Origin of the sequence: Pseudomonas sivasensis (assembly GCF_021391435.1) — a bacterium.
Classification (GTDB): Bacteria; Pseudomonadota; Gammaproteobacteria; order Pseudomonadales; family Pseudomonadaceae; genus Aquipseudomonas; species Aquipseudomonas sivasensis.
Genome location: NZ_CP090029.1, coordinates 4,933,003 through 4,957,150, shown reverse-complemented (window position 1 = coordinate 4,957,150; position 24,148 = coordinate 4,933,003). Strand labels below are relative to the sequence as shown.

Sequence of the window (24,148 nt, the reverse complement as noted above, 5' to 3'; positions counted from 1 at the left end):
TTTAACATTGTCACTGCTTGGTGACATTTACCTTCCCCTTCGTTACTTGCCCTCATCTCGCCCTTGTTTAGACTCCGGTCACCCCACAAAAAATAATAAGGGCCACCCATGACTACGCAACGACTGCCTGCCAGCAGTTGGCTGAATGCACCTGCCCATCACGCTTGGCTCGCCGCCGAAGGGCAGCGCTTGCTGGCATTCGCCAAGGCCTCGCGTCTGCCTGAAGGTTTTGGCAACCTCGACGAAAAAGGCCAACTGCCAGCCAATGCCCACGCCGAAACCATGAATACCGCACGCATGACCCACAGCTTCGCCATGGCCCATGCCATGGGCTTGCCGGGCTATGCCGAATTGGTTGAGCACGGTGTTGCGGCCCTCAGTGGCCCTTTGCGTGATAGCAAACACGGCGGTTGGTTCGCCACGCCTCAGGCCTTCGATGGCAATACCGGCAAGGCCGCCTACCTGCATGCTTTCGTCGCCCTGGCAGCCAGTTCTGCCGTGGTGGCGGGCGCGCCTGGTGCGCAAAACCTGCTCAATGATGCGACCCACATCATCGACCAGTTTTTCTGGAGCGAAGAGGAGGGCGTTATGCTCGAATCCTTTGCTCAGGATTGGAGTGGCGTCGAAGCCTATCGCGGCGCCAACAGCAATATGCACGCGACCGAAGCCTTCCTTGCCTTGGCCGATGTGACGGGCGATACCCGCTGGCTGGACCGTGCACTGCGTATAGTCGAGCGCGTGATCCACACCCACGCCGCCGGTAACCAGTTTATGGTCATCGAGCATTTCGACCCGCACTGGCGCCCGTTGCTGAACTACAACGAAGACAACCGCGCCGACGGCTTCCGCCCCTACGGCATCACCCCAGGCCACGGTTTTGAATGGGCGCGGCTGGTGCTGCACCTCGAGGCCGCCCGCCTGCAAGCGGGGCTGGCCACGCCGGATTGGTTGGTGAGCGAGGCCAAAGGCTTGTTCGCCAGCGCCTGCGAATACGCCTGGGCCGTGGATGGCGCCCCCGGCATCGTTTACACCCTGGACTGGAACCACCAGCCGGTGGTGCGCGAACGCTTGCATTGGACCCACGCCGAAGCCTGCGCCGCAGCCCAAGCCTTGCTTAAACGCACTGGCGAACTGCATTACGAAACCTGGTATCGGCGCTTCTGGGAGTTCTGCGAAACCCACTTTATCGACCGCATCCACGGCAGTTGGCACCACGAACTCAACCCGCATAACCAGCCCAGCAGCACTATCTGGGGTGGCAAGCCGGACCTGTACCATGCCTGGCAAGCGGTGGTGCTGCCTGCACTGCCCTTGGCACCGAGCATGACCAGCGCATTAAGCGCTGGGCGCTATGTCACCAACTGGTGACATTTGTGCGTCCCTTTGTTACCCGCGCTCGAAAAAACCATGTTTAAACTCCGTGCAGCGCAAGCTCTAGACTTGCATGCATAACAACAAGAAAAGGTATTCAGATGAACGCGATTAATCGCCTCGCCGTAGCTATTTCCGTTGCCTCGTTGTTTCCCCTCAGTGCATTTGCCGCCGACTCCAAAGGTACGGTTGAAGTTGTGCATTGGTGGACCTCGGGTGGCGAAAAAGCGGCTGTAGATGTCCTGAAGGCCCAAGTCGAGAAAGACGGCTTCACCTGGAAAGACGGTGCCGTTGCAGGCGGCGGTGGCGCCACTGCCATGACCGTGCTCAAAAGCCGCGCGGTCGCCGGTAACCCTCCCGGCGTTGCCCAGATCAAAGGCCCCGATATCCAGGAATGGGCGTCCACTGGCCTGCTCGACACTGACGTGCTCAAAGACGTCGCCAAAGAAGAAAAATGGGACTCCCTGCTCGACAAGAAAGTCTCCGACACCGTGAAGTACGACGGTGACTACGTCGCCGTGCCGGTCAACATTCACCGTGTGAACTGGCTGTGGATCAACCCGGAAGTCTTCAAGAAAGCCGGTATCACCAAGAACCCAACCACCCTCGAAGAATTCTACGCAGCCGGCGACAAGCTCAAGGCTGCGGGCTTTATTCCGCTCGCCCACGGTGGCCAGCCTTGGCAGGACAGCACCGTGTTCGAAGCGGTCGTGCTCTCGGTGATGGGTGCCGATGGCTACAAGAAAGCCCTGGTTGACCTGGATAACGCCGCGCTGACCGGCCCGGAAATGGTCAAGTCCCTCACCGAGCTTAAGAAAGTCGCGACCTACATGGACGTCGATGGCAAAGGCCAGGACTGGAACCTCGAAGCCGGCAAAGTCATCAACGGCAAGGCCGGTATGCAGATCATGGGTGACTGGGCCAAGTCCGAATGGACTGCCGCCAAGAAAGTCGCCGGTAAAGACTACGAGTGCGTAGCCTTCCCGGGCACCGACAAAGCCTTCACTTACAACATCGACTCCCTGGCGGTGTTCAAGCAGAAAGACAAAGGCACCGCTGCCGGTCAGCAGGACATCGCCAAAGTCGTGCTGGGTGAAAACTTCCAGAAAGTGTTCAGCATCAACAAGGGTTCGATCCCTGTTCGTACTGACATGCTCAATGAAATGGACAAACTCGGCTTCGACTCCTGCGCCCAGACCGCTGCCAAAGACTTCCTGGCAGACGCCAAGTCTGGCGGCCTGCAGCCAAGCATGGCGCACAACATGGCCACCACACTGGCCGTGCAAGGCGCGTTCTTTGATGTCGTGACCAACTTCATCAACGACCCGAAAGCAGACCCGGCCGACACCGCCAAGAAACTCGGCGCTGCGATCAAGTCAGCCAAGTAAAAGCTGACCTTGTGAGGGGGACCCCTAACCCCTCACAAGGCCTGTTCCTGTAGTCCTTTTTCCCTGTATTGGATTTCCCCATGAGTTCTGTTGCTGTGTTCAGCAAAGCCTCGCCGTTCGATGCACTGCAGCGCTGGCTACCCAAACTGGTGCTGGCGCCCAGCATGTTCATCGTCTTGGTGGGCTTCTACGGCTACATCCTGTGGACGTTTGTGCTGTCGTTCACCACATCCACGTTCCTGCCAAGCTACAAATGGGCGGGTCTGGCGCAGTACGAGCGTTTATTCGACAACGATCGCTGGTGGGTGGCGAGCAAGAACCTGGCGCTGTTTGGCGGCATGTTTATCGGCATCACCTTGGTGATCGGCGTGACGCTGGCGATTTTCCTCGACCAGAAAATCCGCCGCGAAGGCTTCATCCGCACCATTTACCTGTACCCGATGGCGCTCTCGATGATCGTCACCGGTACCGCCTGGAAATGGCTGCTCAACCCGGGCATGGGCCTGGACAAACTCCTGCGTGACTGGGGCTGGGAAGGCTTCCGTCTCGATTGGCTGATCGACCCGGATCGTGTGGTCTATTGCCTGGTAATCGCTGCTGTGTGGCAAGCGTCCGGATTCATCATGGCGATGTTCCTCGCCGGTTTGCGTGGCGTTGATCAATCGATCATCCGCGCCGCGCAGATCGACGGCGCGAGCCTGCCGCGCATCTACTGGAGCGTGGTGCTGCCGAGCCTGCGTCCGGTGTTCTTCAGTGCGGTGATGATCCTGGCGCACATTGCCATCAAGAGCTTCGACCTGGTAGCGGCGATGACCGCTGGAGGTCCGGGCTACTCGTCCGACCTGCCAGCGATGTTCATGTATTCGTTCACCTTCAGCCGTGGCCAGATGGGCATGGGGTCGGCGAGTGCAATCCTGATGCTCGGTGCGATCCTCGCGATCATCGTGCCTTACCTCTACTCCGAGCTGAGGACCAAACGTAATGACTAGTCTCGCCTCTAAACCGTCCATCAGCCTGAGCCGCATCGCGATTTACGCGGTGCTGATCCTCGCCGTGCTGTTGTACCTGGTGCCGCTGGTGGTGATGCTCCTCACCAGCTTCAAGACCCCGGAAGACATCACCAACGGCAACCTGCTGAGCTGGCCCACCGTGGTCACCGGCATCGGCTGGGTCAAGGCCTGGGACACCGTCGATGGTTACTTCTGGAACTCGATCAAGATCACCGTTCCGGCCGTACTCATTTCCACTGCCATCGGCGCATTGAACGGTTATGTGCTGTCGTTCTGGCGCTTCCGTGGCTCGCAGCTGTTCTTCGGTCTGCTGCTGTTCGGCTGCTTCCTGCCGTTCCAGACCGTGCTGCTGCCCGCGTCGTTCACCCTCGGCAAGATGGGCCTGGCCAGCACCACCACAGGCTTGGTGTTCATCCATGTGGTTTACGGCCTGGCGTTCACCACGCTGTTCTTCCGTAACTACTACGTGAGCATTCCGGATGCGCTGATCAAGGCTGCGCGCCTGGACGGTGCAGGATTCTTCACCATCTTCCGTCAGATCATTCTGCCGATGTCGACGCCGATCATCATGGTCTGCCTGATCTGGCAGTTCACTCAGATCTGGAACGACTTCCTGTTCGGCGTGGTGTTCTCCAGTGGCGACTCCCAGCCCATCACGGTGGCGCTGAACAACCTGGTCAACACGAGCACCGGGGCCAAGGAATATAACGTGGATATGGCGGCGGCGATGATCGCCGGGCTGCCGACCCTGCTGGTCTATGTGATCGCAGGCAAGTATTTCGTGCGCGGCCTGACGGCCGGCGCGGTCAAGGGGTAATCATGGCTACGCTTGAACTTCGCAATGTAAACAAGACCTATGGCGCCGGCCTGCCCGACACCTTGAAGAACATCGAACTGTCGATCAAGGAAGGTGAATTCCTGATCCTGGTCGGCCCTTCGGGTTGCGGTAAATCCACGCTGATGAACTGCATCGCCGGTCTTGAGACCATCACCGGCGGCGCGATCATGATCGGTGACCAGGATGTGAGCGGCATGAGCCCCAAGGATCGCGACATCGCCATGGTGTTCCAGTCCTACGCGCTGTACCCGACCATGAGCGTGCGCGAGAACATCGAGTTTGGCCTGAAGATCCGCAAGATGCCGCAAGCCGACATCGACGCCGAAGTGGCGCGCGTGGCCAAGCTGCTGCAAATCGAACACCTGCTTAACCGCAAGCCGGGCCAACTCTCCGGCGGCCAGCAACAGCGCGTGGCCATGGGCCGTGCCCTGGCGCGTCGGCCGAAGATTTACCTGTTCGACGAACCGCTGTCCAACCTCGACGCCAAGCTGCGCGTCGAGATGCGCACCGAAATGAAACTGATGCACCAGCGTCTGAAAACCACCACCGTCTACGTGACCCACGACCAGATCGAAGCCATGACCCTGGGCGACAAAGTGGCGGTGATGAAGGACGGCATCATCCAGCAGTTCGGCACGCCGAAAGAGATTTACAACAACCCGGCCAACCAGTTCGTGGCGAGCTTCATCGGTTCGCCGCCGATGAACTTCGTACCTCTGCGCCTGCAACGCAAGGACGGTCGCCTGGTGGCACTGCTCGACAGCGGCCAGGCCCGTTGTGAGCTGGCGCTGAACGTGACGGATGCGGGTCTTGAAGACCGCGACGTGATCCTGGGCCTGCGCCCGGAGCAGATCATGTTGGCGACAGGCGAGGGCGACAACGCATCGAGCATTCGTGCCGAAGTTCAGGTCACCGAGCCAACCGGACCGGACACCCTGGTGTTCGTGCAACTCAATGACACCAAGGTCTGCTGCCGCCTGGCGCCCGATGTGGCACCCCAGGTGGGCGAGACCCTGACCCTGCAATTCGATCCGGCCAAGGTGTTGCTGTTCGACGCCAAGACGGGGGAGCGTCTGGGCACTGCTGCCTCAGTGCCGACACAGGGACATGCCGATAACGTGGCTCAGTTCAAGGGTCGCTGAACGATATAAGTCGTTGTTTTAGTTAAAAAATGTAACCCGCGTTAGATAAAAACAGTTTAATAACAATAAAGACGAGGATGTAGGGATGAAAAAGCAACACAACAACACTCGGCTGATCTGCCAACTGTCAGCAGCAGCAGCCCTGGTATTGTCCGCCAATGCGATGGCGGCCGATGCATTCAGCGCCGATTCCAAGTGGATGACCGGCGATTGGGGCGGCGAGCGTACCAAGCTGATCGAGCAAGGTATCGATATCAAGGCCGACTACGTTGGGGAGATGGGCGCCAACCTGCATGGTGGCTACAACGACGACAAGACTGGTCGTTACTCCGACCAGTTTGGTTTGGGCGTAGCACTGGATCTGCAAAAGCTGTGGGGCTGGGATAACACTCAGGCCAAGATCCAGTTGACCAACCGTAATGGCCAGAACATCTCCAACGACCGCATTGGCGATCCGCGTGCCGGCACGCTGAGCTCGTCGATGGAAGTCTACGGTCGTGGCCACATGGTGCGTCTGACCCAGTTCTGGATTCAACACCAGATGTTCGACAACAAGCTGGATGTGAAGCTCGGCTACTTCGGTGAAGGCGAAGACTTCAACACCTTCCCATGCGACTTCCAGAACCTGTCGTTCTGCGGCTCGCAAGTCGGTAACTACGTGAACACTTGGTACAACTGGCCTGTCAGCCAGGCGGCCATTCGCGTTAAGTACAACATCACGCCTGAGTTGTACGCGCAGATCGGTGCCTACAACCAGAACCCATCGCAGCTTGAGCACGGCAATGGCTTCAAGCTCAGCGGCAGTGGCACCAAGGGCACCGTGATTCCGGTGGAATTGGTCTGGTCGCCGAAAGTTAACAACCTGCCGGGCGAATACCGTGTGGGTTACTACAAGAGCGCGGCTGATGCACCGGACGTGCGTGAAGACGTCAACGGCGGCAATGCGGTCCTCACTGGCGCAGACTTCCGTACCCGCAGCAGCAAGAAAGGCTACTGGTTCGTTGCACAACAGCAGCTCACCACGCACAACGGCGATGCTTCGCGCGGCCTGAACATCGCAGCGAACGCCACCTTCCACGACAAGGAAACCAACCTGGTCGACAACTACCAGTCCTTGATGCTGGTGTACAAAGGTCCATTCGACGCGCGTCCAAAAGATGACGTCGGCATTGGTGCTGCTCGTCTGCACGTCAACAATGATGTGAAGAAGAACGCTGAGCTGCTGAACGCCGATAATGGCGTAAGTGACTATGACAGTGCGCTGTACACGCCGATTCGCGAAACCGAGTACAACTTCGAAATCAACTACGGCTTCCACGTCACCAACTGGCTGACCGTGCGTCCCAACCTGCAATACGTTGTCCAACCGGGCGGCGTGGATAAAGTCGACAACGCGTTGGTGGCTGGCCTGAAAATTCAGTCTACGTTCTAACGTTGTTGCGATAAGCTCCTTCTCTCTGTGCGCATTTGCGGGTAGCCATGGCTATCCGCTTTTTTTTGGGTGGCACTGTGATATTCGGGACCGTGGCACATGCATGAGCATCCGCTGCAACGCTTTTTCAAATCCTTGCGCGAGCGTCCAGTGTTCGCCTGGGAGCGCTTTCAGATGCGCGATGTGTTGGTGATTGACCATCCGCTGTGTCAGGCGGTGTTCAGTCGGCAGGGCGCGCAACTGTTGCATTTCCAACCCCGTGGCCAGAAACCCTGGCTGTGGTGCGCGGCTAAGTGGCCGCAAGTCGGCGCCATCCGTGGTGGCGTGCCGGTGTGCTGGCCGTGGTACGGCCGTCACCCAAGCGAGAACGCGTGGCCATCCCATGGCTGGGCGCGATTGATCGACTGGAAACTGCTCGACAGCAGCACCGACGACGACGGCGTACGCCTGCACTGGCAATTGCAGTTGTGCGACTGGCAGGTCGACCTGCACGCGCACCTGGGTGAAACCCTGGAACTGCGCCTGAGCACCGAGCATCAAGACGAACTCCCATGCCAGTTGAGCCATGCTTTGCACGCTTACTGGCGTATTGGTCACGTCGATGAGATAGCGCTGTCTGGGCTCGACGGCGCCCAAGGTTATGACCAGCTCAATCGTCAGGCTTGCCAGCAGGAAGGCGAGTTGCGGGTGGACGGTGGGTGCCAGCGGGTGTTCCAGCACGAGGGTGAACTGCAGCTCAAGGATCACGCCTGGCAGCGTGAACTGTGTATCGACACTGGCGACAGTGCGGACACCGTGGTGTGGCATCCAGGCAGCCGGCCGTTGCTGGGGGTCAGTTTTAACGAGGCGTCGGGGTTTGTGTGCGTGGAGTCGGCGATGGCTGGCGCAAGTCTGGCGCCGGGGGAGCGGGCGCATCTCAGCTTGCAGGCGCGGGCTGGGGTTTAGCGGTGTGGCTGATGGCCCTATCGGGGGAAAGCCCCCTCCCACAGTTTGATTTGTGAATACATTTCAAATGTGGGAGGGGGCTTGCCCCCGATGAGGCCAGTGAAGCCAACACACAGACTGGCTTAGTTGAACTCATCCCCAACCGGATACCGGCTGTCATTCAAACTCTCTTTGATCTTGCGCAGATGCGGCTGGAAATCCACGCCGCGGCGCAACGTCATACCGGTGGCCAGCACATCCAGCACCGTCAGCTGAATGATCCGCGAGGTCATCGGCATATAGATGTCGGTGTCTTCCGGCAGCGGAATGTTCAGGCTCACGGTACTGGCCTTTGCCAGCGGTGAATTCTCGGCAGTCACGCCCAGCACCGATGCGCCGTTTTCCCGTGCGATACGTGCTACTTCCACCAACTCGCGGGTACGCCCGGTGTAGGAAATAATCACGAACAGCTCGCCGGTGTGCGCCACTGAGGCGATCATGCGTTGCATCAGCACGTCGGCGTGGGCGGTCACCGACAGGTTGAAGCGGAAGAACTTGTGCAGCGCATCCATGGCCACCGGCGCAGACGCGCCCAGGCCGAAGAAGTGGATCTGCCGCGCCTGGATCAACAAGTCCACGGCCTTGCTGATCAGGTTCGGGTCCAAGGCCTGGCAGGCGCTGTCCAGGGACGCAATGGCGCTGCCAAAGATCTTCAGGGTGTAGGCCTCGGGGTTATCATCGGCCTCCACGGCACGGCTGACATAAGCTGCGCCACTGGCCAGGCTTTGCGCCAACTGCAATTTGAGTTCAGGGTAACCGCTGACGCCGAACGAACGGCAGAAACGGTTGACCGTCGGTTCACTGACCGAAGCGGCCTGGGCAAGGGCGGCAATAGAGAAGCGGGTCGCCTGCTGCGGGTTGAGCAGGATGACCTCGGCGACTTTTTTCTCAGCCTTGTTCAATTCTTCGAGGCGGTTCCGGATCTGTTCCAGAAGATTTCGCACGCGGTCCATTCAGTCTTTCCTTCGGGCGACGATGCAAATAAAGGGCGGCAGCCAATCGACGAGTGGCTTTTCGCGGTGGCCTATCCTACTGAGGGTAGCTGAACACCACCACTCGGAATGCGTATTTCGGGAAAATGTTGTGGTTATTACTACATTTTTCCTTGAGTGATGCCTTGAAAAAAGGTATTTGTAGCTTAACTTGATAAAAGAACAAACATCATGCCTTCGATAACCGTAGAACCCTGCACCTTTGCCCTGTTTGGCGCCTTGGGTGATCTGGCGCTGCGCAAGTTATTTCCTGCCCTCTATCAACTTGATGGCGCTGGGCTGCTGCACGACGACACGCGCATCCTGGCCCTGGCCCGTGAAGCCGGTTCCGAGCAGCAGCACCTGGCTCATATCGAAAAAGAACTGCGTAAATATGTCGGCAACGAACTGGACGAAAGCATCGCCCAGCGCTTCCTGGCGCGCCTGACTTACGTCCACGTCGACTTCATGAAGGCCGACGACTACGTGGCCCTGGCTGAACTGGCGGGTACCGAGCAACGTCTGATCGCTTATTTCGCCACCCCGGCCGCGGTGTACGGCGCGATCTGCGAGAACCTGTCCAAGGTCGGCCTGGCGGAAAACACCCGCGTGGTGTTGGAAAAACCCATCGGTTCGGACCTGGAGTCCTCGCGCAAGGTCAACGATGCCGTGGCGCAGTTTTTCCCGGAAAACCGCACCTACCGTATCGACCACTACCTGGGCAAAGAGACCGTCCAGAACCTGATCGCCCTGCGTTTCGCCAACAGCCTGTTCGAAACCCAGTGGAACCAGAACTACATCTCCCACGTGGAAATCACCGTGGCCGAGCAAGTCGGTATCGAAGGCCGTTGGGGCTACTTCGATAAGGCAGGCCAGTTGCGGGACATGATTCAGAACCACCTGCTGCAACTGCTTTGCCTGATCGCCATGGACCCACCGGCCGATTTGTCCGCCGACAGCATCCGTGACGAGAAGGTCAAGGTGCTCAAGGCCCTGGCGCCGATCAGCCCGGATGGCCTGACCACTCAGGTTGTACGTGGCCAGTACATCGCCGGCTACAGCGCCGGTAAAGCGGTGCCGGGTTACCTGGAAGAAGAGAATTCCAACACCCAGAGCGACACCGAAACGTTCGTCGCACTGCGGGCCGATATTCGTAACTGGCGTTGGGCCGGGGTGCCGTTCTATCTGCGCACCGGCAAGCGCATGCCGCAGAAGCTGTCGCAGATCGTCATCCATTTCAAGGAACCGTCTCACTACATCTTCGCCCCCGAGCAGCGCTTGCAGATCAGCAACAAACTGATCATCCGCTTGCAGCCGGACGAAGGGATTTCCCTGCGTGTGATGACCAAGGAGCAGGGCCTGGACAAGGGCATGCAACTGCGTAGCGGGCCTCTGCAACTGAATTTTTCCGACACCTATCGCAGCGCGCGCATCCCCGATGCCTACGAGCGTTTGCTGTTGGAAGTGATGCGCGGCAATCAGAACCTGTTTGTCCGTAAAGATGAAATCGAAGCCGCGTGGAAGTGGTGTGACCAGTTGATCGCCGGGTGGAAAAAATCCGGTGATGCGCCCAAGCCGTATGCGGCGGGGTCCTGGGGGCCGATGAGCTCCATTGCACTGATCACGCGGGATGGGAGGTCTTGGTATGGCGATATCTGAATTGAAACTGCCTCGTGGCGTAACTGCCCATGAGTACCGCACGCCAGTGCAACTGGCGGACGGCCTGGCCAATGACGTGGCAGAGCAACTGCGCACGGCCATCAGTGCCCGTGGCGAAGCGACCCTGGTTGTGTCCGGTGGCCGCAGCCCTGTGGCGTTTTTCCAGAACTTGGCCAAGCAAGGCCTGGACTGGTCCAAGGTCACGATTACCCTGGCCGACGAGCGCTGGGTGCCGGTGGAACATGCCGACAGCAATGCTGGCTTGTTGAAACAGCATCTGTTGCAAGGCCCGGCCGCCAAGGCCAAGTTTTTGAGTCTGTACAGCGCCGCCGCCAATCTAGAAGACGCTGCCGAGCAGGCCGATCGCCTGCTGGCCGAGTTGCCAGCCATTGATGTGCTGGTACTGGGCATGGGCGATGACGGTCACACCGCATCGCTGTTTCCCAACAGTCCGAACCTCGCCGAAGCGTTGCAGGCCGACGGTACCCGCCGTTGCTGGCCGATGCTGGCGCCGACCGTGCCGCACCAGCGCCTGACCATGAGTCGCGCGTTGCTGGCCACGGCCAACTACACCGTGCTGTCGATTTCCGGCAGTTCGAAATTGACCACCTTGAGCGCCGCCCTGGCCAGTGACGACGTTGCTGCCATGCCGATTCGCGCGTTTTTGCAACCTACTTTAGAGATTTACTGGTGCCCATGAGCCAAGGATCAGCCGCTATGAAAAGCCCCCAACCGACCGTGTCCATGGCGGATAAAGTTGCCTTGATCGACAGCCTCTGCGCCAAGGCGCGGATCCTGCCGGTGATTACCATCGCCCGCGAACAGGACATCCTGCCGCTGGCCGATGCCCTGGCAGCCGGTGGTTTGACCGCATTGGAAGTGACCCTGCGTTCCGAGTTCGGCCTCAAGGCCATTCAGGTACTGCGCGAGCAGCGTCCGGAACTGTGCACTGGTGCCGGCACCGTGCTCGACCGTCACATGCTCGAAGCGGCCGAAGTGGCTGGCTCGCAATTTATCGTCACCCCCGGGATTACCCGCGACCTGCTGGAAGCCTCGGTGCACAGCCCGATTCCTTTGCTGCCAGGCATCAGCAACGCCTCCGGCATCATGGAAGGCTATGGCCTGGGCTACCGCCGCTTCAAGCTGTTCCCGGCCGAAGTCAGCGGCGGCGTGGCGGCGATCAAGGCTCTGGGCGGCCCGTTCGGCGAAGTGAAATTCTGCCCGACCGGCGGCGTTGGCCCGGCCAACATCAAGAGCTACATGGCGTTGAAAAACGTGATGTGCGTAGGCGGTAGCTGGATGCTTGACCCTGAGTGGATCAAGAACGGCGACTGGGCCCGTATCCAGGAAGTCACCGCCGAGGCGCTGGCGCTGCTGGATTGATCTGATTTACCGAATCGTTGTTGCTGTGCTTAACGGCATTTTTGCGGTGCACTTGGTCGGTGTACCGCTTTTTTTTGCCTGTAGAAAAGCGCTTATTCGGCGCTCAACTCGGTAATAGCGTTGATCAGCGCATGAATGTCCTGCGCGGAGGTCACCAACCCTGGCGTCACTCGAATACACGTGCCAAACGCTGCTCCGGTTCGCGTGGTGGCAAACAGGTCGTACTCTTTGAGTAACCGATCGACCATGCCCTGCTGATCGCGGCCGACGAATTTGAACGCGGTAATCCCGCAATACAGCCGTGGATCATCCGAGGTCAGGACCTCAATGCCTTTCAGTGGTCGCACCTGACTTACCCATAAATTGCGCAGGTAATTCACCCGAGCACCTTTGGCTGCTGCGCCACCCAATGCCCGATGTTCTTCAAATACCAATGGCAGTGTCATCAGCGCCGGAAAGTTCGGCGTGCTGTAAGACGTGCGTGCGCGAACATCCGTGATGGGGTAGTGGAATTCGCCCATGTCCGGATCGATGTCTGCCAGGCGTTCCGGAGCGATATACAGAAAGCCCAGGGTCAGCGGTGCACCGATCCATTTATGCAGGTTGAAGCCGGCGAACTGGATACCCAGCTCGGCGAGGTTGAAGTCGATCTGGCCCAGGGCATGGGCGCCATCGAGGATCACGTCGACGTCATGTTCACGCGCCGCCTTGGCGATGGCTGCGACGGGCATCACCAGGCCGGTGCGGTGGGTGACGTGAGTCAGCGCCATCAGCTTTAAACGCGGGTACTCAGCGAAGGCACTGCGATAGGTCTGCAACAGACTGTCGAAACTGGCCGGGTGCGTGTGGGAAAGCTCGATCACCTCTACACCGCGAACCCCGGCCAGCCAACGCATGGCGCCCTTGACGGTGTCGTACTCCAAATCACTGATCAACACCTGGTCGCCCGGTTGCAGACGGTTGTAGTTGCGGATCAGCGACTGCAACGCTTCGGTGGCATTGCGGGTAAAGGCCACCGACTCAGGATCTACATCGATTAATTCGGCCAATTGGCGGCGGATCTCGACGTTCTCGCCCTGTTCAAAGCGCTGGCGCACGTGCAGCGAATTGCTGCGGTTGATAAACGCCACATGGTCCAGATACTGCGCCTGTACTGCGCGGCTCATGCGCCCGAAGTAGCCGTTTTCAAGATTGATCGGACCCGGTTCCAGGTCATACCGCTGAGCGATGGCGTGCCAGTGACGTTCGTTGTTTGCATTCCCTTGCATGGCGCAGTTCCTGATTAATGGCGCGGGGCGGGCTTGCCGTGTTTAGTGCGCAAGGGTTCGAGCAGTTCCGACAAGCCGTTGTGGTCGATTTCCTGCATCAAGGCCAGCAAACCGCCCAGCTCGCCGTGGGGAAAGCCTTCGCGGGCAAACCAGTTCAGGTAAGGACCCGGCAGGTCGGCGATGATCCGGCCCTTGTATTTGCCGAAGGGCATTTCGCGGGTGATCAGCAGTTCGAGTTTTTCGGGGTTCATGGGGGATTCAATGGCGTGAGTCGAGACGTTCGAAAATACAGGCATTCTGCATGAAGGCCAAATGACAGATCATGCAAATAACGTACATACAGATCGTTCAAATATTTTTAAGTTGTTGAAATTAAACATAAAAGTTGTTTTTCAAAACCTGGCACGAGCGCTGCAATCATTAAGACAACCCTTCGTAACCTGCCTAAGGAATTGAAAAATGACTGACATCAATAAAGAATCGATCTCCGTACTCAATGACCTGATCGAGACCAGCATCGACGGCCAGAAAGGTTTCAAAGAATGCGCCGAAGACATCAAACACCCAGAACTCAAGGCGCTGTTTGCCAAGCGTTCCGCTGACTGTGCAACCGCCGCCGCCGAGCTGAAAACCGCCGTGCGTGCCCTGGGTGGTGATCCGGAAGATTCGGGTAGTGTGGCCGGCGCCCTGCACCGTGGCTGGGTCGACGTAAAGTCGATGGTTACCGGTAAAGATGAAGAGGCTGTGCTGAACGAAGCCGAGCGCGGCGAAGACCACGCACTCAAGGCTTATAAAGAAGCGATCGAGAAGATCAACAAGCACAACCTGCTGGGCATTCGTGACTTGGTTGAGCGTCAGTATCACGGCGTACAGCGCAACCACGACCAGGTGAAAGCCCTGCGTAACCAGGCTCGCGCTCAGTCGTAAGCCCTGCTGTGTAACAACTGTGGGAGGGGGCTTGCCCCCGATAGCGGTGGATCAGTCGATATTTCAATGACTGACACACCGCAATCGGGAGCAAGCCCCCTCCCACATTTGTATGGCGTTGGCCTTGAAACCAGACTCAGCCGATGCTGATCGGCGGAAGCTCGGTCAAGGTCACGACCTGCTGTTTGCGTGGCGCGAGGATTTCCGCCTCGCCATCCACTACCAACTCGTCACGCTGATTGAACACGCGAGTGGCGATACGTACGCGAAACTTCGGCAGCTTCTCGAGGATTTCCAGACGCACGGTCAGGGTATCGCCGATTTTGACCGGCTTCTGGAAGGTCATCTGCTGGCCGATATAGATAGTGCCCGGCCCAGGCAGCTCGCAGGCAACGGCCGCGCTGATCAAGGCGCCGCTGAACATACCGTGGGCGATACGCTCCTTGAACATGGTCGCCTTGGCGTATTCGGCATCCAGGTGCACCGGGTTGTGGTCGCCGGACATGGCGGCGAACAACTGGATGTCGCGCTCTTCGACGGTCTTGCTGTAGCTGGCGGTCTGGCCGACTTCAAGGGCTTCGTACGGGGTGTTGGTTACCTGAGTCATCTAAAGGTGCATCCTGTGGCTAAACGGTAAGTATCGGCCGATTTTAAACGGCTGATTTTAAAAGAAAAGTTATTCGCAGCGGGCTGGCCTGCGCAAGGTCAGGGCCTGGTCGAGCCACGTCAGCACATCCGCGGTGACGGCGTCGCGGTTGGTTTCGTTGAACACTTCGTGACGCGCCTGCGGGTACACATTCAATTGCAGATGCTGGCAGCCGGCCTCACGCAGGGCGTGGGCCAGGTTTTTGAGACGCTTGCCCTCACTCACCGGATCACATTCGCCGCCCATCACGAGGATCGGCAGGCCCGGATCAATCTGGGCGAGATTGGACGCTTTGCTGATTTGCTGCAAGCCGCCAAGCAGGTCGATCCACAGCTGGTTGGTACACCGGAAGCCGCAGAGTGGATCGCTGATGTATTTGTCCACTTCATCCGGGTCACGGCTGAGCCAGTCGAACGCCGTGCGGTTGGGCTTGAAGGCCTTGTTGAACGAGCCGAACGACAGGAACTCGATCAGCGCACTTCGCCCCCGTACACCCTGGCGCAGACGTTCGGCCCGAGCGATCACCCGCGCTGCGCGGTACAGCGCTACCGGTTGGAAATTCGAGCCACTGAGAATTGCCCCGTGCAGGCTGGCGCTGTGGTGCAGCAGGTAGGCTTGGGCGATGTAGCTGCCCATGCTGTGGCCCAGCAGGATGATCGGCAGCCCTGGTTGCTGCTGGCCGATGTGTTGATTGAGGCTTGCCAGGTCGCCTACCACTTTGTTCCAGCCATCCTTCTCGGCGTACAACCCCAGCGTACCTTCGTCGGCGGTACGTCCATGGCCACGCTGGTCCGGTGCATACACGCCATAGCCTGCGCTGCATAACGCTTCGGCCAAGCGTCCATAACGCCCGCTGTGCTCGGCCATGCCGTGGGACAGCATGACTACGGCGTGAACCGGGCCGTCGGGCATCCATTGATTGACGTACAGGCGGCTGCGGTCATTCGCGGTCAGCCAGAAGGTGCTGTGGTTCATGGCGCTTCCTTTGCTATGGGTCGTTGCAGTGTATAGCTGATCTGCCGAGGGGCGGGGTATCTGCCTACGCATCAGCGGCAAGATTCATACAATCAATGACACGATTTAGCGTATTTGCCTGTTTGGTCATAGCTGCTAACGTCCCCAAAGCTCCGCTTGTTATAAGCGGCCGGACATACTCAGGTAAGGGGACAAGAATAATGCAACCTGGTTTCTGGAATGACAAACGCGCGGCGGGCGTTCCCAACGATATCGACCTCACGGCCTACAAGTCGGTGATCGAAGTCTTCGAGCGCTCGTGCAAGGCCTTTGCCGACCGTCCGGCATTCAGCAACATGGGCATCACCCTGACCTACGCCGAGCTTGAGCGCCAGAGTGCGGCGTTCGCCGGTTACCTGCAACAGCACACCGACCTCAAGCCCGGCGAGCGCATCGCAGTGCAGATGCCCAACGTGCTGCATTATCCGATTGCCGTGTTCGGCGCCTTGCGCGCGGGGCTGATCGTGGTCAACACCAACCCGCTGTACACCCCGCGCGAGATGCGCCACCAGTTCAAGGACGCCGGCGTGCGTGCGCTGGTCTACCTGAACCTGTTTGGTTCGCGGGTACAGGAAGTGTGCAACGACACCGAGATCGACTACCTGATCGAAGCCAAGATGGGCGACTTCCTGCCCGCCGCCAAAGGCTGGCTGGTCAATACCGTGGTCGACAAGGTCAAGAAGATGGTCCCGGCCTATAGCCTGCCGCGCGCGGTGTCATTCAAGCGTGCCCTGCGCATGGGCTCGGGCCTGGCGGTGACCCGTCACCCCGTGACCCTGGATGACATCGCCGTGCTGCAATACACCGGCGGCACGACCGGCCTGGCCAAGGGCGCGATGCTCACCCATGGCAACCTGGTGGCAAACATGCAGCAGGCGCGTGCGTGCATGTCTCAGGTCGGCGACGACGGCCATCCTTTGATCAAGGAAGGGCAGGAGGTGATGATCGCGCCGCTGCCGCTTTACCACATCTATGCCTTCACCGCGAACTGCATGTGCATGATGGTCACGGGTAACCACAACGTACTGATCACCAACCCGCGGGACATCGGCGGGTTTATCAAGGAGCTGAAAAAGTGGCGCTTTACCGGGCTGCTGGGGCTTAACACGCTGTTTGTGGCGTTGATGGACCATCCGGAATTCAAGACCCTGGATTTCTCCCACCTCAAACTCACCAACTCCGGTGGTACGGCACTGATCAAGGCCACGGCCGAACGCTGGCAGCAAGTCACCGGCTGTACGATTGGCGAGGGCTACGGCCTGACAGAAACCTCACCGGTGGCGTGCACCAACCCCTACGGCAACAAATCGCGCCTCGGTACCGTGGGCATTCCCGTGCCGGCTACCGCGATGAAGGTGATTGATGACGAAGGCGTGGAGTTGCCTCTGGGCGAACGCGGCGAGCTGTGCATCAAGGGCCCGCAGGTGATGAAGGGCTACTGGCAGCAACCGGCCGCCACGGCCGAGAGCCTGGACGCTGAGGGTTGGCTCAAGACCGGCGACATCGCGGTGATCGATGAGGATGGCTTTGTACGCATTGTCGATCGCAAGAAAGACCTGATCATCGTCTCGGGTTTCAACGTGTACCCCAACGAGATCGAAGACGTGGTGATGGCGCACCCGGCCGTGGCCAACTGCGCGGTGATCGGCGTGCCGGACGAGCGCACGGGGGAGGCGGTTAAGTTGTTTGTGGTGGCGCGTGCCGAAGGCGTGAGCCTTGAGGAGTTGAAGACCTACTGCAAGGCCAACTTCACGGGGTACAAGGTGCCCAAGCAGATTGTGTTACGAGACTCGTTGCCGATGACGCCAGTGGGCAAGATTCTGCGCAGGGAGCTACGCGACATCGCCTGACCATGAATTGAAATGCAATCAAATGAGGGAGGGGGCTTGCTCCCGATAGCGGTGTATCAGTCACTGAATGTGTTGACTGAACCACGGCAATCGGGAGCAAGCCCCCTCCCTCATTTGTTTTTGATTGTTCTGAAGGCCCCATTCCAGAGCCTTTCAGTGGGTAATTCGAGCGCCAAAATAATTGTGACTAAATATTGTCCTACAGTCGAGTTTATGACTGTGAGGCCCGCTTTTGGCTCTAGTCGGCCCTTGGCAAAGCTGCTACTCTCGGCGCGCTTTGTGACGTCTAGGCCTGCTTGTAAGCGCCAGATTCACCTAAAAAAACATACACCAATAATAATCGCATCAAATGCGATGATGAATTCGCGTCGCTGAGGAGTGGGCTTCCATGAACGAAGACTTTTGGAAGGATAAGTACCCCGCCGGGATTGCTGCAGAAATCAATCCAGACGAGTATCCAAATATTCAGGCGGTACTGAAACAGTCCTGCCAGCGCTTCGCTAACAAACCGGCTTTCAGCAACCTGGGCAAGACAATCACCTACGGTGAACTGTACGAATTGTCCGGCGCCTTCGCCGCGTACCTGCAACAACATACCGACTTGAAACCCGGCGATCGCATCGCCGTGCAACTGCCCAACGTCCTGCAATACCCGGTCGCGGTATTCGGCGCCATCCGTGCCGGCCTGATCGTGGTCAACACCAACCCGCTGTACACCGCGCGGGAAATGGAACACCAATTCAACGACTCCGGTGCCAAGGCCCTGGTCTGCCTGGCCAACATGGCCCACTTGGCGGAAAAGGTCGTGCCCAAGACCGCCGTCAAGCATGTGATCGTCACCGAAGTCGCCGACCTGTTGCCGCCGCTCAAGCGCCTGCTGATCAACAGCGTCATCAAGTACGTTAAGAAAATGGTCCCGGCCTACCACTTGCCACAGGCGATCAAGTTCAACGACGTACTCGCCAAGGGCAACGGCCAACCAGTCAACGACGTCAACCCGGCGAGCAGTGACGTGGCCGTGTTGCAATACACCGGCGGCACCACCGGCGTAGCGAAGGGCGCGATGCTCACCCATCGCAACCTCGTTGCCAATATGTTGCAGTGCAAGGCGCTGATGGGCTCCAACCTCAATGAAGGCTGCGAGATCCTGATCACGCCGCTGCCGCTGTACCACATCTATGCGTTCACCTTTCATTGCATGGCGATGATGCTGATCGGCAACCACAACATCCTGATCAGCAATCCGCGTGACTTGCCGGCAATGGTCAAGGAACTGTCGAAGTGGAAGTTCAGCGGCTTTGTCGGTCTCAACACCTTGTTCGTGGCGCTGTGCAATAACGAAGGCTTCCGCAAGCTGGACTTCTCTGCACTCAAGGTCACCCTGTCGGGCGGCATGGCCCTGCAACTGGCGGCCGCCGAGCGTTGGAAGGCCGTGACCGGGTGTGGCATCTGCGAAGGTTACGGCATGACCGAAACCAGCCCGGTGGCCACTGTGAACCCGATCCAGCACATCCAGATCGGCACCATCGGCATTCCGGTGCCGTCCACGGTGTGCAAAGTCATTGCCGATGACGGCACCGAGCTGGCGCTGGGCGAAACTGGCGAGCTGTGCGTCAAGGGCCCGCAGGTGATGAAGGGCTATTGGCAGCGCCAGGACGCCACCGACGAGATGCTCGACAGCGAAGGCTGGCTGAAGACCGGCGACATCGCGATCATCCAGCCGGACGGCTACATGCGTATTGTCGACCGCAAGAAAGACATGATCCTGGTCTCAGGTTTCAACGTGTACCCCAATGAGCTGGAAGACGTACTGGCAGGGCTGCCGGGTGTGCTGCAATGCGCGGCCATCGGCGTGCCGGACGAGAAATCGGGGGAGATCATCAAGCTTTTCATCGTGGTCAAGCCGGGCGCGACCCTCACCAAGGATCAGGTGATGGAGCATATGCGCGCCAACGTCACCGCCTACAAGGTGCCCAAGGCTGTTGAGTTCCGCGACGCATTGCCGACCACCAACGTGGGTAAGATCCTGCGTCGTGAATTGCGTGATGAAGAGTTGAAGAAGCTGGGCCTGAAAAAGTAAGCCGATAAAAAACCCGCCGATGCGGGTTTTTTAATGACTGGATTGGAATGCAATCCAATGTGGGATGGGCGGTGCGACGATTCGACTTGCCTCCGATAGGGGGGATCAGTCACCAGATTCAGTGACTGACACTCTGCTATCGAGAGCAAGTCATATCGTCGCACCGCGCCTTCCACCTTTAAATCCGGTGCTTACAGGGCGAAATGCGCGAAGCTCACGTTAGCGCCGGCTGGGCGTACGTCTTTAAGGAACGAATCCTTGTCCGCGCTCAATTCCAACGTAATCTCGGGCTTGCGCTTGCCCGAATTGCGCACTACCAGACCTTCGATATGCTCGCGCAGGAACGCCGTCGGCACCTTCAGGTGCAGCAACTGGTCCGTCTCGGCGTTGTGCATCAACAAGTGAATCCACTCGTAATGGCCCACCGCAATACGACCTAGCGGCAGGTCGAACCACCAGATATTGCGCTTGCGGTCCAGGTCGGTGAAATGGCAGTTGTTGACGCCGAGTACGGCACCGCCCAGTTCCTGGTTTCTACGGGCGATGGCCTGTGCTTTATTGAGTTTCATAACCTTCCTACGGGATCTGTTATTCAGCGTTATAGCCTGAATGTGCCGCGCATTCTCGTGGGTTGGTCGACAAACATAAAGTCAAACCTGCCGTTTTGGACGAAATGCCCGCTGAAAATAATTGAAACTCTGCCGAACGGCCTCTGGTCAATCTTTGTGTAATCACCAAAACCCTTGATTGTTCTTTCGGAGAAATACCATGAGCAGCACATCGGACAAGGCAAAAGGCTTGGCAAACGAAGCGATCGGCAACATCAAGCAAGGCGTCGGCAAAGTGACCGGCAACGACAAGCTTCAAGCTGAAGGTGTGATTCAGGAAAAGAAAGGCGAAGTGCAGAAAGCAGTCGGCGATACCAAAGATGCGGTCAAAAAAGCGACCAAGTAAGTCTGTATCACTGGCTGTATTCGTACAGCCCGGCGGCCATCCACGGATGGCCGTTTTTGTATCCCTTATTGCAACTAAATTTTCGAAATTGTTTCAAAGTCGCCATATGGGCTACTTTGATGTAGAAAACGGCCCCTGAGTCGCCCACGATCTCACCCTCTTTGCGGCGAAAGGAGACGCTATGATCTTTCCGGTTCTCGATGGTCTCAAGCTGCACAAGGTGCTGGTACGCACCGTCAAGGAATTCGTCGACGACGAGATGTCCACCTACGCGTCTGCACTGGCCTACCAGATGCTGTTCTCGCTGTTTCCCTTCCTGCTGTTCCTGATTGCCCTGATCGGTTTCCTGCACCTGCCAGACTTCTTTACCTGGCTGCGCCTGCAGTCGGAACTGGTGTTGCCGCCCCAGGCTTTGGAGCAGGTCAACCCGGTGATCGACCAGTTGCAGCAGTCCAAGGGTGGCCTGCTGTCGGTGGGTATCGTGATTGCGCTGTGGACCGCTTCGGCTGGTGTACGGTTGATGATGAGCGCCATGAACGCAGCCTACGACGTGGTGGAAGGGCGGCCGATTTGGAAGCGTTTTCCGCTGTCGATTTTCTACACCATTGGTATCGCCGGCATGCTGTTGGCCGCTGCGGCGTTGATGGTGCTCGGCCCCCAAGTGATGGAATGGGTGGCGGGGCAGATCGGCATGCAGGAGTTCGTGGTCACCTTGTGGACCATCCTGCGTTGGCCGCTCATCGTGATTTTGCTGATGTTTGCCGTGGCCTTGATGTACTACGTGATGCCTGACGTCGAGCAGAAATTCCGCTTTATCACCCCAGGCTCGGTACTCGCAGTGGTGGTGTGGATCGTGGCCTCCCTAGGGTTTGGCTACTACGTCAAAACCTTCGCCGACTACAACGCCATGTATGGCAGTATCGGTGCGATCATCGTCCTGCTTTTGTACTTCTATATTTCCGCTGCCGTGCTGCTGCTCGGCGCGGAGATGAATGCCGTGATCGAACACATGTCGGCCGAGGGTAAAGATCCCGGTGAAAAAGAGTTCGATGAACCCGGCCACACCGATGAAAAACAGCACGTCTCAGGCCTAGGCCGTGACCACTCCAAGCCCACCCCCGTTGAGCCTGATCAATGATTCGTGAAATCCTGAAAATGGGCGATGAGCGCCTGCTGCGTATCGCGCCACCGGTTCCGCCGGAGATGTTCGACAGCCCCGAGCTGTGGCAATTGATCGACGACATGTTCCAGACCATGGAGCACGTCGGCGGTGTAGGTCTGGCGGCGCCGCAGATTGGCGTCGACCTGCAACTGGTGATCTTTGGATTTGAAGCCAGCGAGCGCTACCCGGACGCGCCGCCGGTGCCGCAGACTATTCTCATCAACCCGTTGATCACGCCGCTCAGCCCAGTGCTGGAAGAAGGCTACGAAGGTTGCCTGTCGGTACCCGGTCTGCGCGGCGCAGTGGACCGTTACCAGCAGATCCGCTACGAAGGTTTCGACCCCAAGGGTGAGCCGATCGTCCGCACTGCCGACGGCTTTCATGCGCGGGTGGTGCAGCACGAGTGCGATCACCTGATTGGCCGGTTGTATCCGTCGCGGATCACCGACTTCAGCAAGTTCGGGTTTATCGAAGTGATGTTCCCCGACATGGACCCAACGGCTGACGAGTAATCCCCCAGACACACTGAAAAAATGTGGGAGGCCAAGCGCCTCCCATATTTGAATCGCGCTTCATATCGGGTTATCGGGTCGGCTTCACGAACTTCAACGTCATCCGATCCGATTCGCCAATCGCCACATACTTGGCCTTGTCCTGCTCTCCCAGCTTCAATGCCGGCGGCAATGTCCACACGCCCTCCGGGTAGTCTTTGGTGTCTTTCGGGTTGGCATTCACCTCGCTTTGCCCCTCCAGTTTGAAGCCCGCGTCGGTGGCCAGTTTCACCACATACGCTGTGGTCAGATAGCCGCTGTGCTTGATGTCTTCCAGCGACGCTCCGTCTTTGGCGCGGTGATCCACAACACCTAGCACGCCACCGGGTTTAAGCACCTTGTAGAACGCGTTGAAAGTGGCCCTGTCGGTATCAGCCAGCACCCAGTTGTGCACATTGCGGAATGTCAGCACCGTATCGACCGAGGCCGGTTTGCCGAATACCGGTGCCTTGGGGTCGAACTCGATCACCTCGGCCTTGGCATAACGCGTAGGGTCGGCGGCAAATTTTTTCTTGAGGTTTTCTTCGGACGTACGCGCGTAAGCGCTGCTGCTCGCGGCCTGCACCGCAGCGATGTAGTGCCCTTGGTCCTTGAGCAATGGCGCCAGCACCTCGCTGTACCAGCCGCCGCCGGGGGTGATTTCGATCACGCTCTGTTTGGCGCCCAGGCCAAAGAATTCCAAGGTCTGCTGTGGATGCCGATACCCATCGCGGGCGCTGTTTGCTGGGTCGCGCCAACTGCCGGCGAGCACGCTGGCGTATTGCTGGGCACTGATGGGGGCGTCGGCTGCCTGGCTCAAGGCCGGGGCGAGGAGGGCGGTGAGGGCGAGGGCTGCAAGCGTCGGTTTCATGATCATCCTGGTAAAGGCCACTGTGCTGCCGAGGCTAGCATGGGCGCTTTACCGGCCGATCACACATTATCTGAGGTCGACCTCACCAACGGTTCTAAGCCCATGGCGATCATCGGTTTGTTGCGCTTGTAACGCACCAGCCGTTCGCTGAGGGATTGGGGCAGGATCGTATCCTGGGTGAATCCAATGCGCTGATACAGGCTTTCCAGGTCTGGATGGCACAGCAGCCATACCGTGCCTTGCACATCAGCTATTGCCTGAAGAATCAAGCGCGCCGCCAACCCTTGGCGGCGATACGCCGGAGCCACAAACACTCCGGTCAGCCATTGCCCGCCTACCACCGGCGACAGGCACAGCCCGGCGACAATTTCACCATCGCGCGCCACCCATAAACGCCCACCTTTGAGGGCCTTCATCGACGAGTCGTGGCTGCGGTAGAACTTGTTCAGCAGCGGCCACAGAGGCTCTGCCAGCAGATCAATGGACAACTCAGTCATGGTGTTCAGACAGGCTTTATAAAGGGGCGCGGATTATAAACCCCTTCTGGCGGGTGATCGGTGTTATACCCAGTGTTACATCCCCTTTCAGTGGAGCACGCATCATGGCCAAAGGTATGGATTCAAAGAAAGCAGCGAAGAAGAAACCGGCAAAGACCGCCGATGAAAAAC

24 protein-coding genes are annotated in these 24,148 nt (G+C 58.5%); 16 read left to right on the top strand and 8 right to left on the bottom strand.

Annotated features, from left to right (window positions below):
* The first annotated feature begins 108 nt into the window (after positions 1-108).
* The 7 genes from LRO94_RS22435 (at position 109) to LRO94_RS22405 (ending at position 8,126) form a co-directional block, all read left to right on the top strand.
* Positions 109-1,368, top strand: coding sequence for a D-mannose isomerase (locus LRO94_RS22435; RefSeq protein ID WP_179179950.1), 1,260 nt, complete (start codon positions 109-111; stop codon positions 1,366-1,368).
* Between the two features lie 104 nt (positions 1,369-1,472).
* The gene (locus LRO94_RS22430) at positions 1,473-2,759 is read left to right on the top strand and encodes an ABC transporter substrate-binding protein (RefSeq protein WP_032891000.1); all 1,287 of its coding nucleotides are present in this window, start codon (positions 1,473-1,475) and stop codon (positions 2,757-2,759) included.
* Positions 2,760-2,839: 80 nt separating this feature from the next.
* Positions 2,840-3,748, top strand: coding sequence for a carbohydrate ABC transporter permease (locus LRO94_RS22425; RefSeq protein ID WP_003175732.1), 909 nt, complete (start codon positions 2,840-2,842; stop codon positions 3,746-3,748).
* The gene (locus tag LRO94_RS22420) at positions 3,741-4,586 is read left to right on the top strand and encodes a carbohydrate ABC transporter permease (protein ID WP_032891002.1); all 846 of its coding nucleotides are present in this window, start codon (positions 3,741-3,743) and stop codon (positions 4,584-4,586) included. Before LRO94_RS22425 ends, LRO94_RS22420 begins: the two co-directional genes overlap by 8 nt.
* Positions 4,587-4,588: 2 nt before the next feature.
* A complete protein-coding gene (locus LRO94_RS22415; protein ID WP_179179951.1) occupies positions 4,589-5,749 on the top strand; it encodes an ABC transporter ATP-binding protein in 1,161 nt (386 codons plus the stop codon).
* Positions 5,750-5,834: 85 nt separating this feature from the next.
* On the top strand, positions 5,835-7,181 hold the full coding sequence (locus tag LRO94_RS22410; protein WP_032891004.1) for a carbohydrate porin: 1,347 nt from the start codon (positions 5,835-5,837) through the stop codon (positions 7,179-7,181).
* A gap of 99 nt (positions 7,182-7,280) precedes the next feature.
* Positions 7,281-8,126 carry a D-hexose-6-phosphate mutarotase gene (locus LRO94_RS22405; protein WP_032891005.1) on the top strand — a complete coding sequence of 282 codons (846 nt, stop codon included), beginning with the start codon at positions 7,281-7,283 and terminating at the stop codon, positions 8,124-8,126.
* 122 nt (positions 8,127-8,248) lie between these two features.
* On the opposite strand, the gene LRO94_RS22400 is transcribed toward LRO94_RS22405, so the two are convergent.
* A complete protein-coding gene (locus LRO94_RS22400; protein ID WP_179180114.1) occupies positions 8,249-9,109 on the bottom strand; it encodes a MurR/RpiR family transcriptional regulator in 861 nt (286 codons plus the stop codon).
* A 219-nt stretch (positions 9,110-9,328) separates the two neighbouring features.
* Here LRO94_RS22400 and zwf point away from each other — a divergent pair, with 219 nt between their 5' ends.
* The 3 genes from zwf to LRO94_RS22385 are packed head-to-tail and all read left to right on the top strand — an operon-like array spanning position 9,329 to position 12,178.
* Positions 9,329-10,795: a glucose-6-phosphate dehydrogenase gene (zwf, locus tag LRO94_RS22395; RefSeq protein ID WP_032891006.1), complete on the top strand. Its 1,467-nt coding sequence runs from the start codon at positions 9,329-9,331 to the stop codon at positions 10,793-10,795.
* Entirely contained in the window at positions 10,782-11,495 is a 714-nt protein-coding gene (gene pgl, locus LRO94_RS22390; protein ID WP_032891007.1) for a 6-phosphogluconolactonase, read from the top strand. Before zwf ends, pgl begins: the two co-directional genes overlap by 14 nt.
* 17 nt (positions 11,496-11,512) lie before the next feature.
* Positions 11,513-12,178, top strand: coding sequence for a bifunctional 4-hydroxy-2-oxoglutarate aldolase/2-dehydro-3-deoxy-phosphogluconate aldolase (locus LRO94_RS22385; RefSeq protein ID WP_017735662.1), 666 nt, complete (start codon positions 11,513-11,515; stop codon positions 12,176-12,178).
* A 92-nt stretch (positions 12,179-12,270) separates the two neighbouring features.
* Here LRO94_RS22385 and LRO94_RS22380 read toward each other — a convergent pair whose 3' ends face one another.
* Both LRO94_RS22380 and LRO94_RS22375 read right to left on the bottom strand, forming a co-directional pair.
* Entirely contained in the window at positions 12,271-13,446 is a 1,176-nt protein-coding gene (locus LRO94_RS22380; protein WP_032891008.1) for an aminotransferase class V-fold PLP-dependent enzyme, read from the bottom strand.
* Between the two features lie 14 nt (positions 13,447-13,460).
* On the bottom strand, positions 13,461-13,697 hold the full coding sequence (locus tag LRO94_RS22375; protein WP_032891009.1) for a DUF3820 family protein: 237 nt from the start codon (positions 13,695-13,697) through the stop codon (positions 13,461-13,463).
* A 208-nt stretch (positions 13,698-13,905) separates the two neighbouring features.
* On the opposite strand from LRO94_RS22375, the gene LRO94_RS22370 reads away from it, so the two are divergent.
* A complete protein-coding gene (locus LRO94_RS22370; protein ID WP_032891010.1) occupies positions 13,906-14,373 on the top strand; it encodes a ferritin-like domain-containing protein in 468 nt (155 codons plus the stop codon).
* A 136-nt stretch (positions 14,374-14,509) separates the two neighbouring features.
* Here LRO94_RS22370 and LRO94_RS22365 read toward each other — a convergent pair whose 3' ends face one another.
* Together LRO94_RS22365 and LRO94_RS22360 are read right to left on the bottom strand one after the other, a co-directional pair.
* Positions 14,510-14,980 (bottom strand): MaoC family dehydratase, encoded by a 471-nt coding sequence (locus tag LRO94_RS22365; RefSeq protein WP_024077080.1) that lies wholly within the window; start codon positions 14,978-14,980, stop codon positions 14,510-14,512.
* 69 nt (positions 14,981-15,049) lie between these two features.
* On the bottom strand, positions 15,050-15,994 hold the full coding sequence (locus LRO94_RS22360) for an alpha/beta hydrolase (RefSeq protein ID WP_032891012.1): 945 nt from the start codon (positions 15,992-15,994) through the stop codon (positions 15,050-15,052).
* A 200-nt stretch (positions 15,995-16,194) separates the two neighbouring features.
* On the opposite strand from LRO94_RS22360, the gene fadD2 reads away from it, so the two are divergent.
* Together fadD2 and fadD1 are read left to right on the top strand one after the other, a co-directional pair.
* Complete coding sequence (gene fadD2, locus LRO94_RS22355; protein ID WP_032891013.1) at positions 16,195-17,883, top strand: long-chain-fatty-acid--CoA ligase FadD2; 1,689 nt, start codon at positions 16,195-16,197, stop codon at positions 17,881-17,883.
* A 388-nt stretch (positions 17,884-18,271) separates the two neighbouring features.
* Complete coding sequence (fadD1, locus tag LRO94_RS22350; protein WP_032891014.1) at positions 18,272-19,963, top strand: long-chain-fatty-acid--CoA ligase FadD1; 1,692 nt, start codon at positions 18,272-18,274, stop codon at positions 19,961-19,963.
* A gap of 191 nt (positions 19,964-20,154) precedes the next feature.
* Here fadD1 and LRO94_RS22345 read toward each other — a convergent pair whose 3' ends face one another.
* Positions 20,155-20,532: a hypothetical protein gene (locus LRO94_RS22345; protein ID WP_032891015.1), complete on the bottom strand. Its 378-nt coding sequence runs from the start codon at positions 20,530-20,532 to the stop codon at positions 20,155-20,157.
* Between the two features lie 199 nt (positions 20,533-20,731).
* Between LRO94_RS22345 and LRO94_RS22340 the strand changes: the two genes are divergently transcribed.
* The 3 genes from LRO94_RS22340 (at position 20,732) to def (ending at position 22,591) form a co-directional block, all read left to right on the top strand.
* The gene (locus LRO94_RS22340) at positions 20,732-20,917 is read left to right on the top strand and encodes a CsbD family protein (protein WP_032891017.1); all 186 of its coding nucleotides are present in this window, start codon (positions 20,732-20,734) and stop codon (positions 20,915-20,917) included.
* Positions 20,918-21,098: 181 nt separating this feature from the next.
* Positions 21,099-22,055 carry a YihY/virulence factor BrkB family protein gene (locus LRO94_RS22335; RefSeq protein WP_032891018.1) on the top strand — a complete coding sequence of 319 codons (957 nt, stop codon included), beginning with the start codon at positions 21,099-21,101 and terminating at the stop codon, positions 22,053-22,055.
* On the top strand, positions 22,052-22,591 hold the full coding sequence (def, locus tag LRO94_RS22330) for a peptide deformylase (RefSeq protein ID WP_032891019.1): 540 nt from the start codon (positions 22,052-22,054) through the stop codon (positions 22,589-22,591). The genes LRO94_RS22335 and def overlap by 4 nt, the downstream gene beginning before the upstream one ends.
* A gap of 70 nt (positions 22,592-22,661) precedes the next feature.
* On the opposite strand, the gene LRO94_RS22325 is transcribed toward def, so the two are convergent.
* Together LRO94_RS22325 and LRO94_RS22320 are read right to left on the bottom strand one after the other, a co-directional pair.
* Positions 22,662-23,480 carry a class I SAM-dependent methyltransferase gene (locus tag LRO94_RS22325; RefSeq protein ID WP_122680747.1) on the bottom strand — a complete coding sequence of 273 codons (819 nt, stop codon included), beginning with the start codon at positions 23,478-23,480 and terminating at the stop codon, positions 22,662-22,664.
* Positions 23,481-23,539: 59 nt separating this feature from the next.
* Positions 23,540-23,977, bottom strand: coding sequence for a GNAT family N-acetyltransferase (locus LRO94_RS22320; RefSeq protein WP_032891021.1), 438 nt, complete (start codon positions 23,975-23,977; stop codon positions 23,540-23,542).
* Between the last annotated feature and the right edge of the window lie 171 nt (positions 23,978-24,148).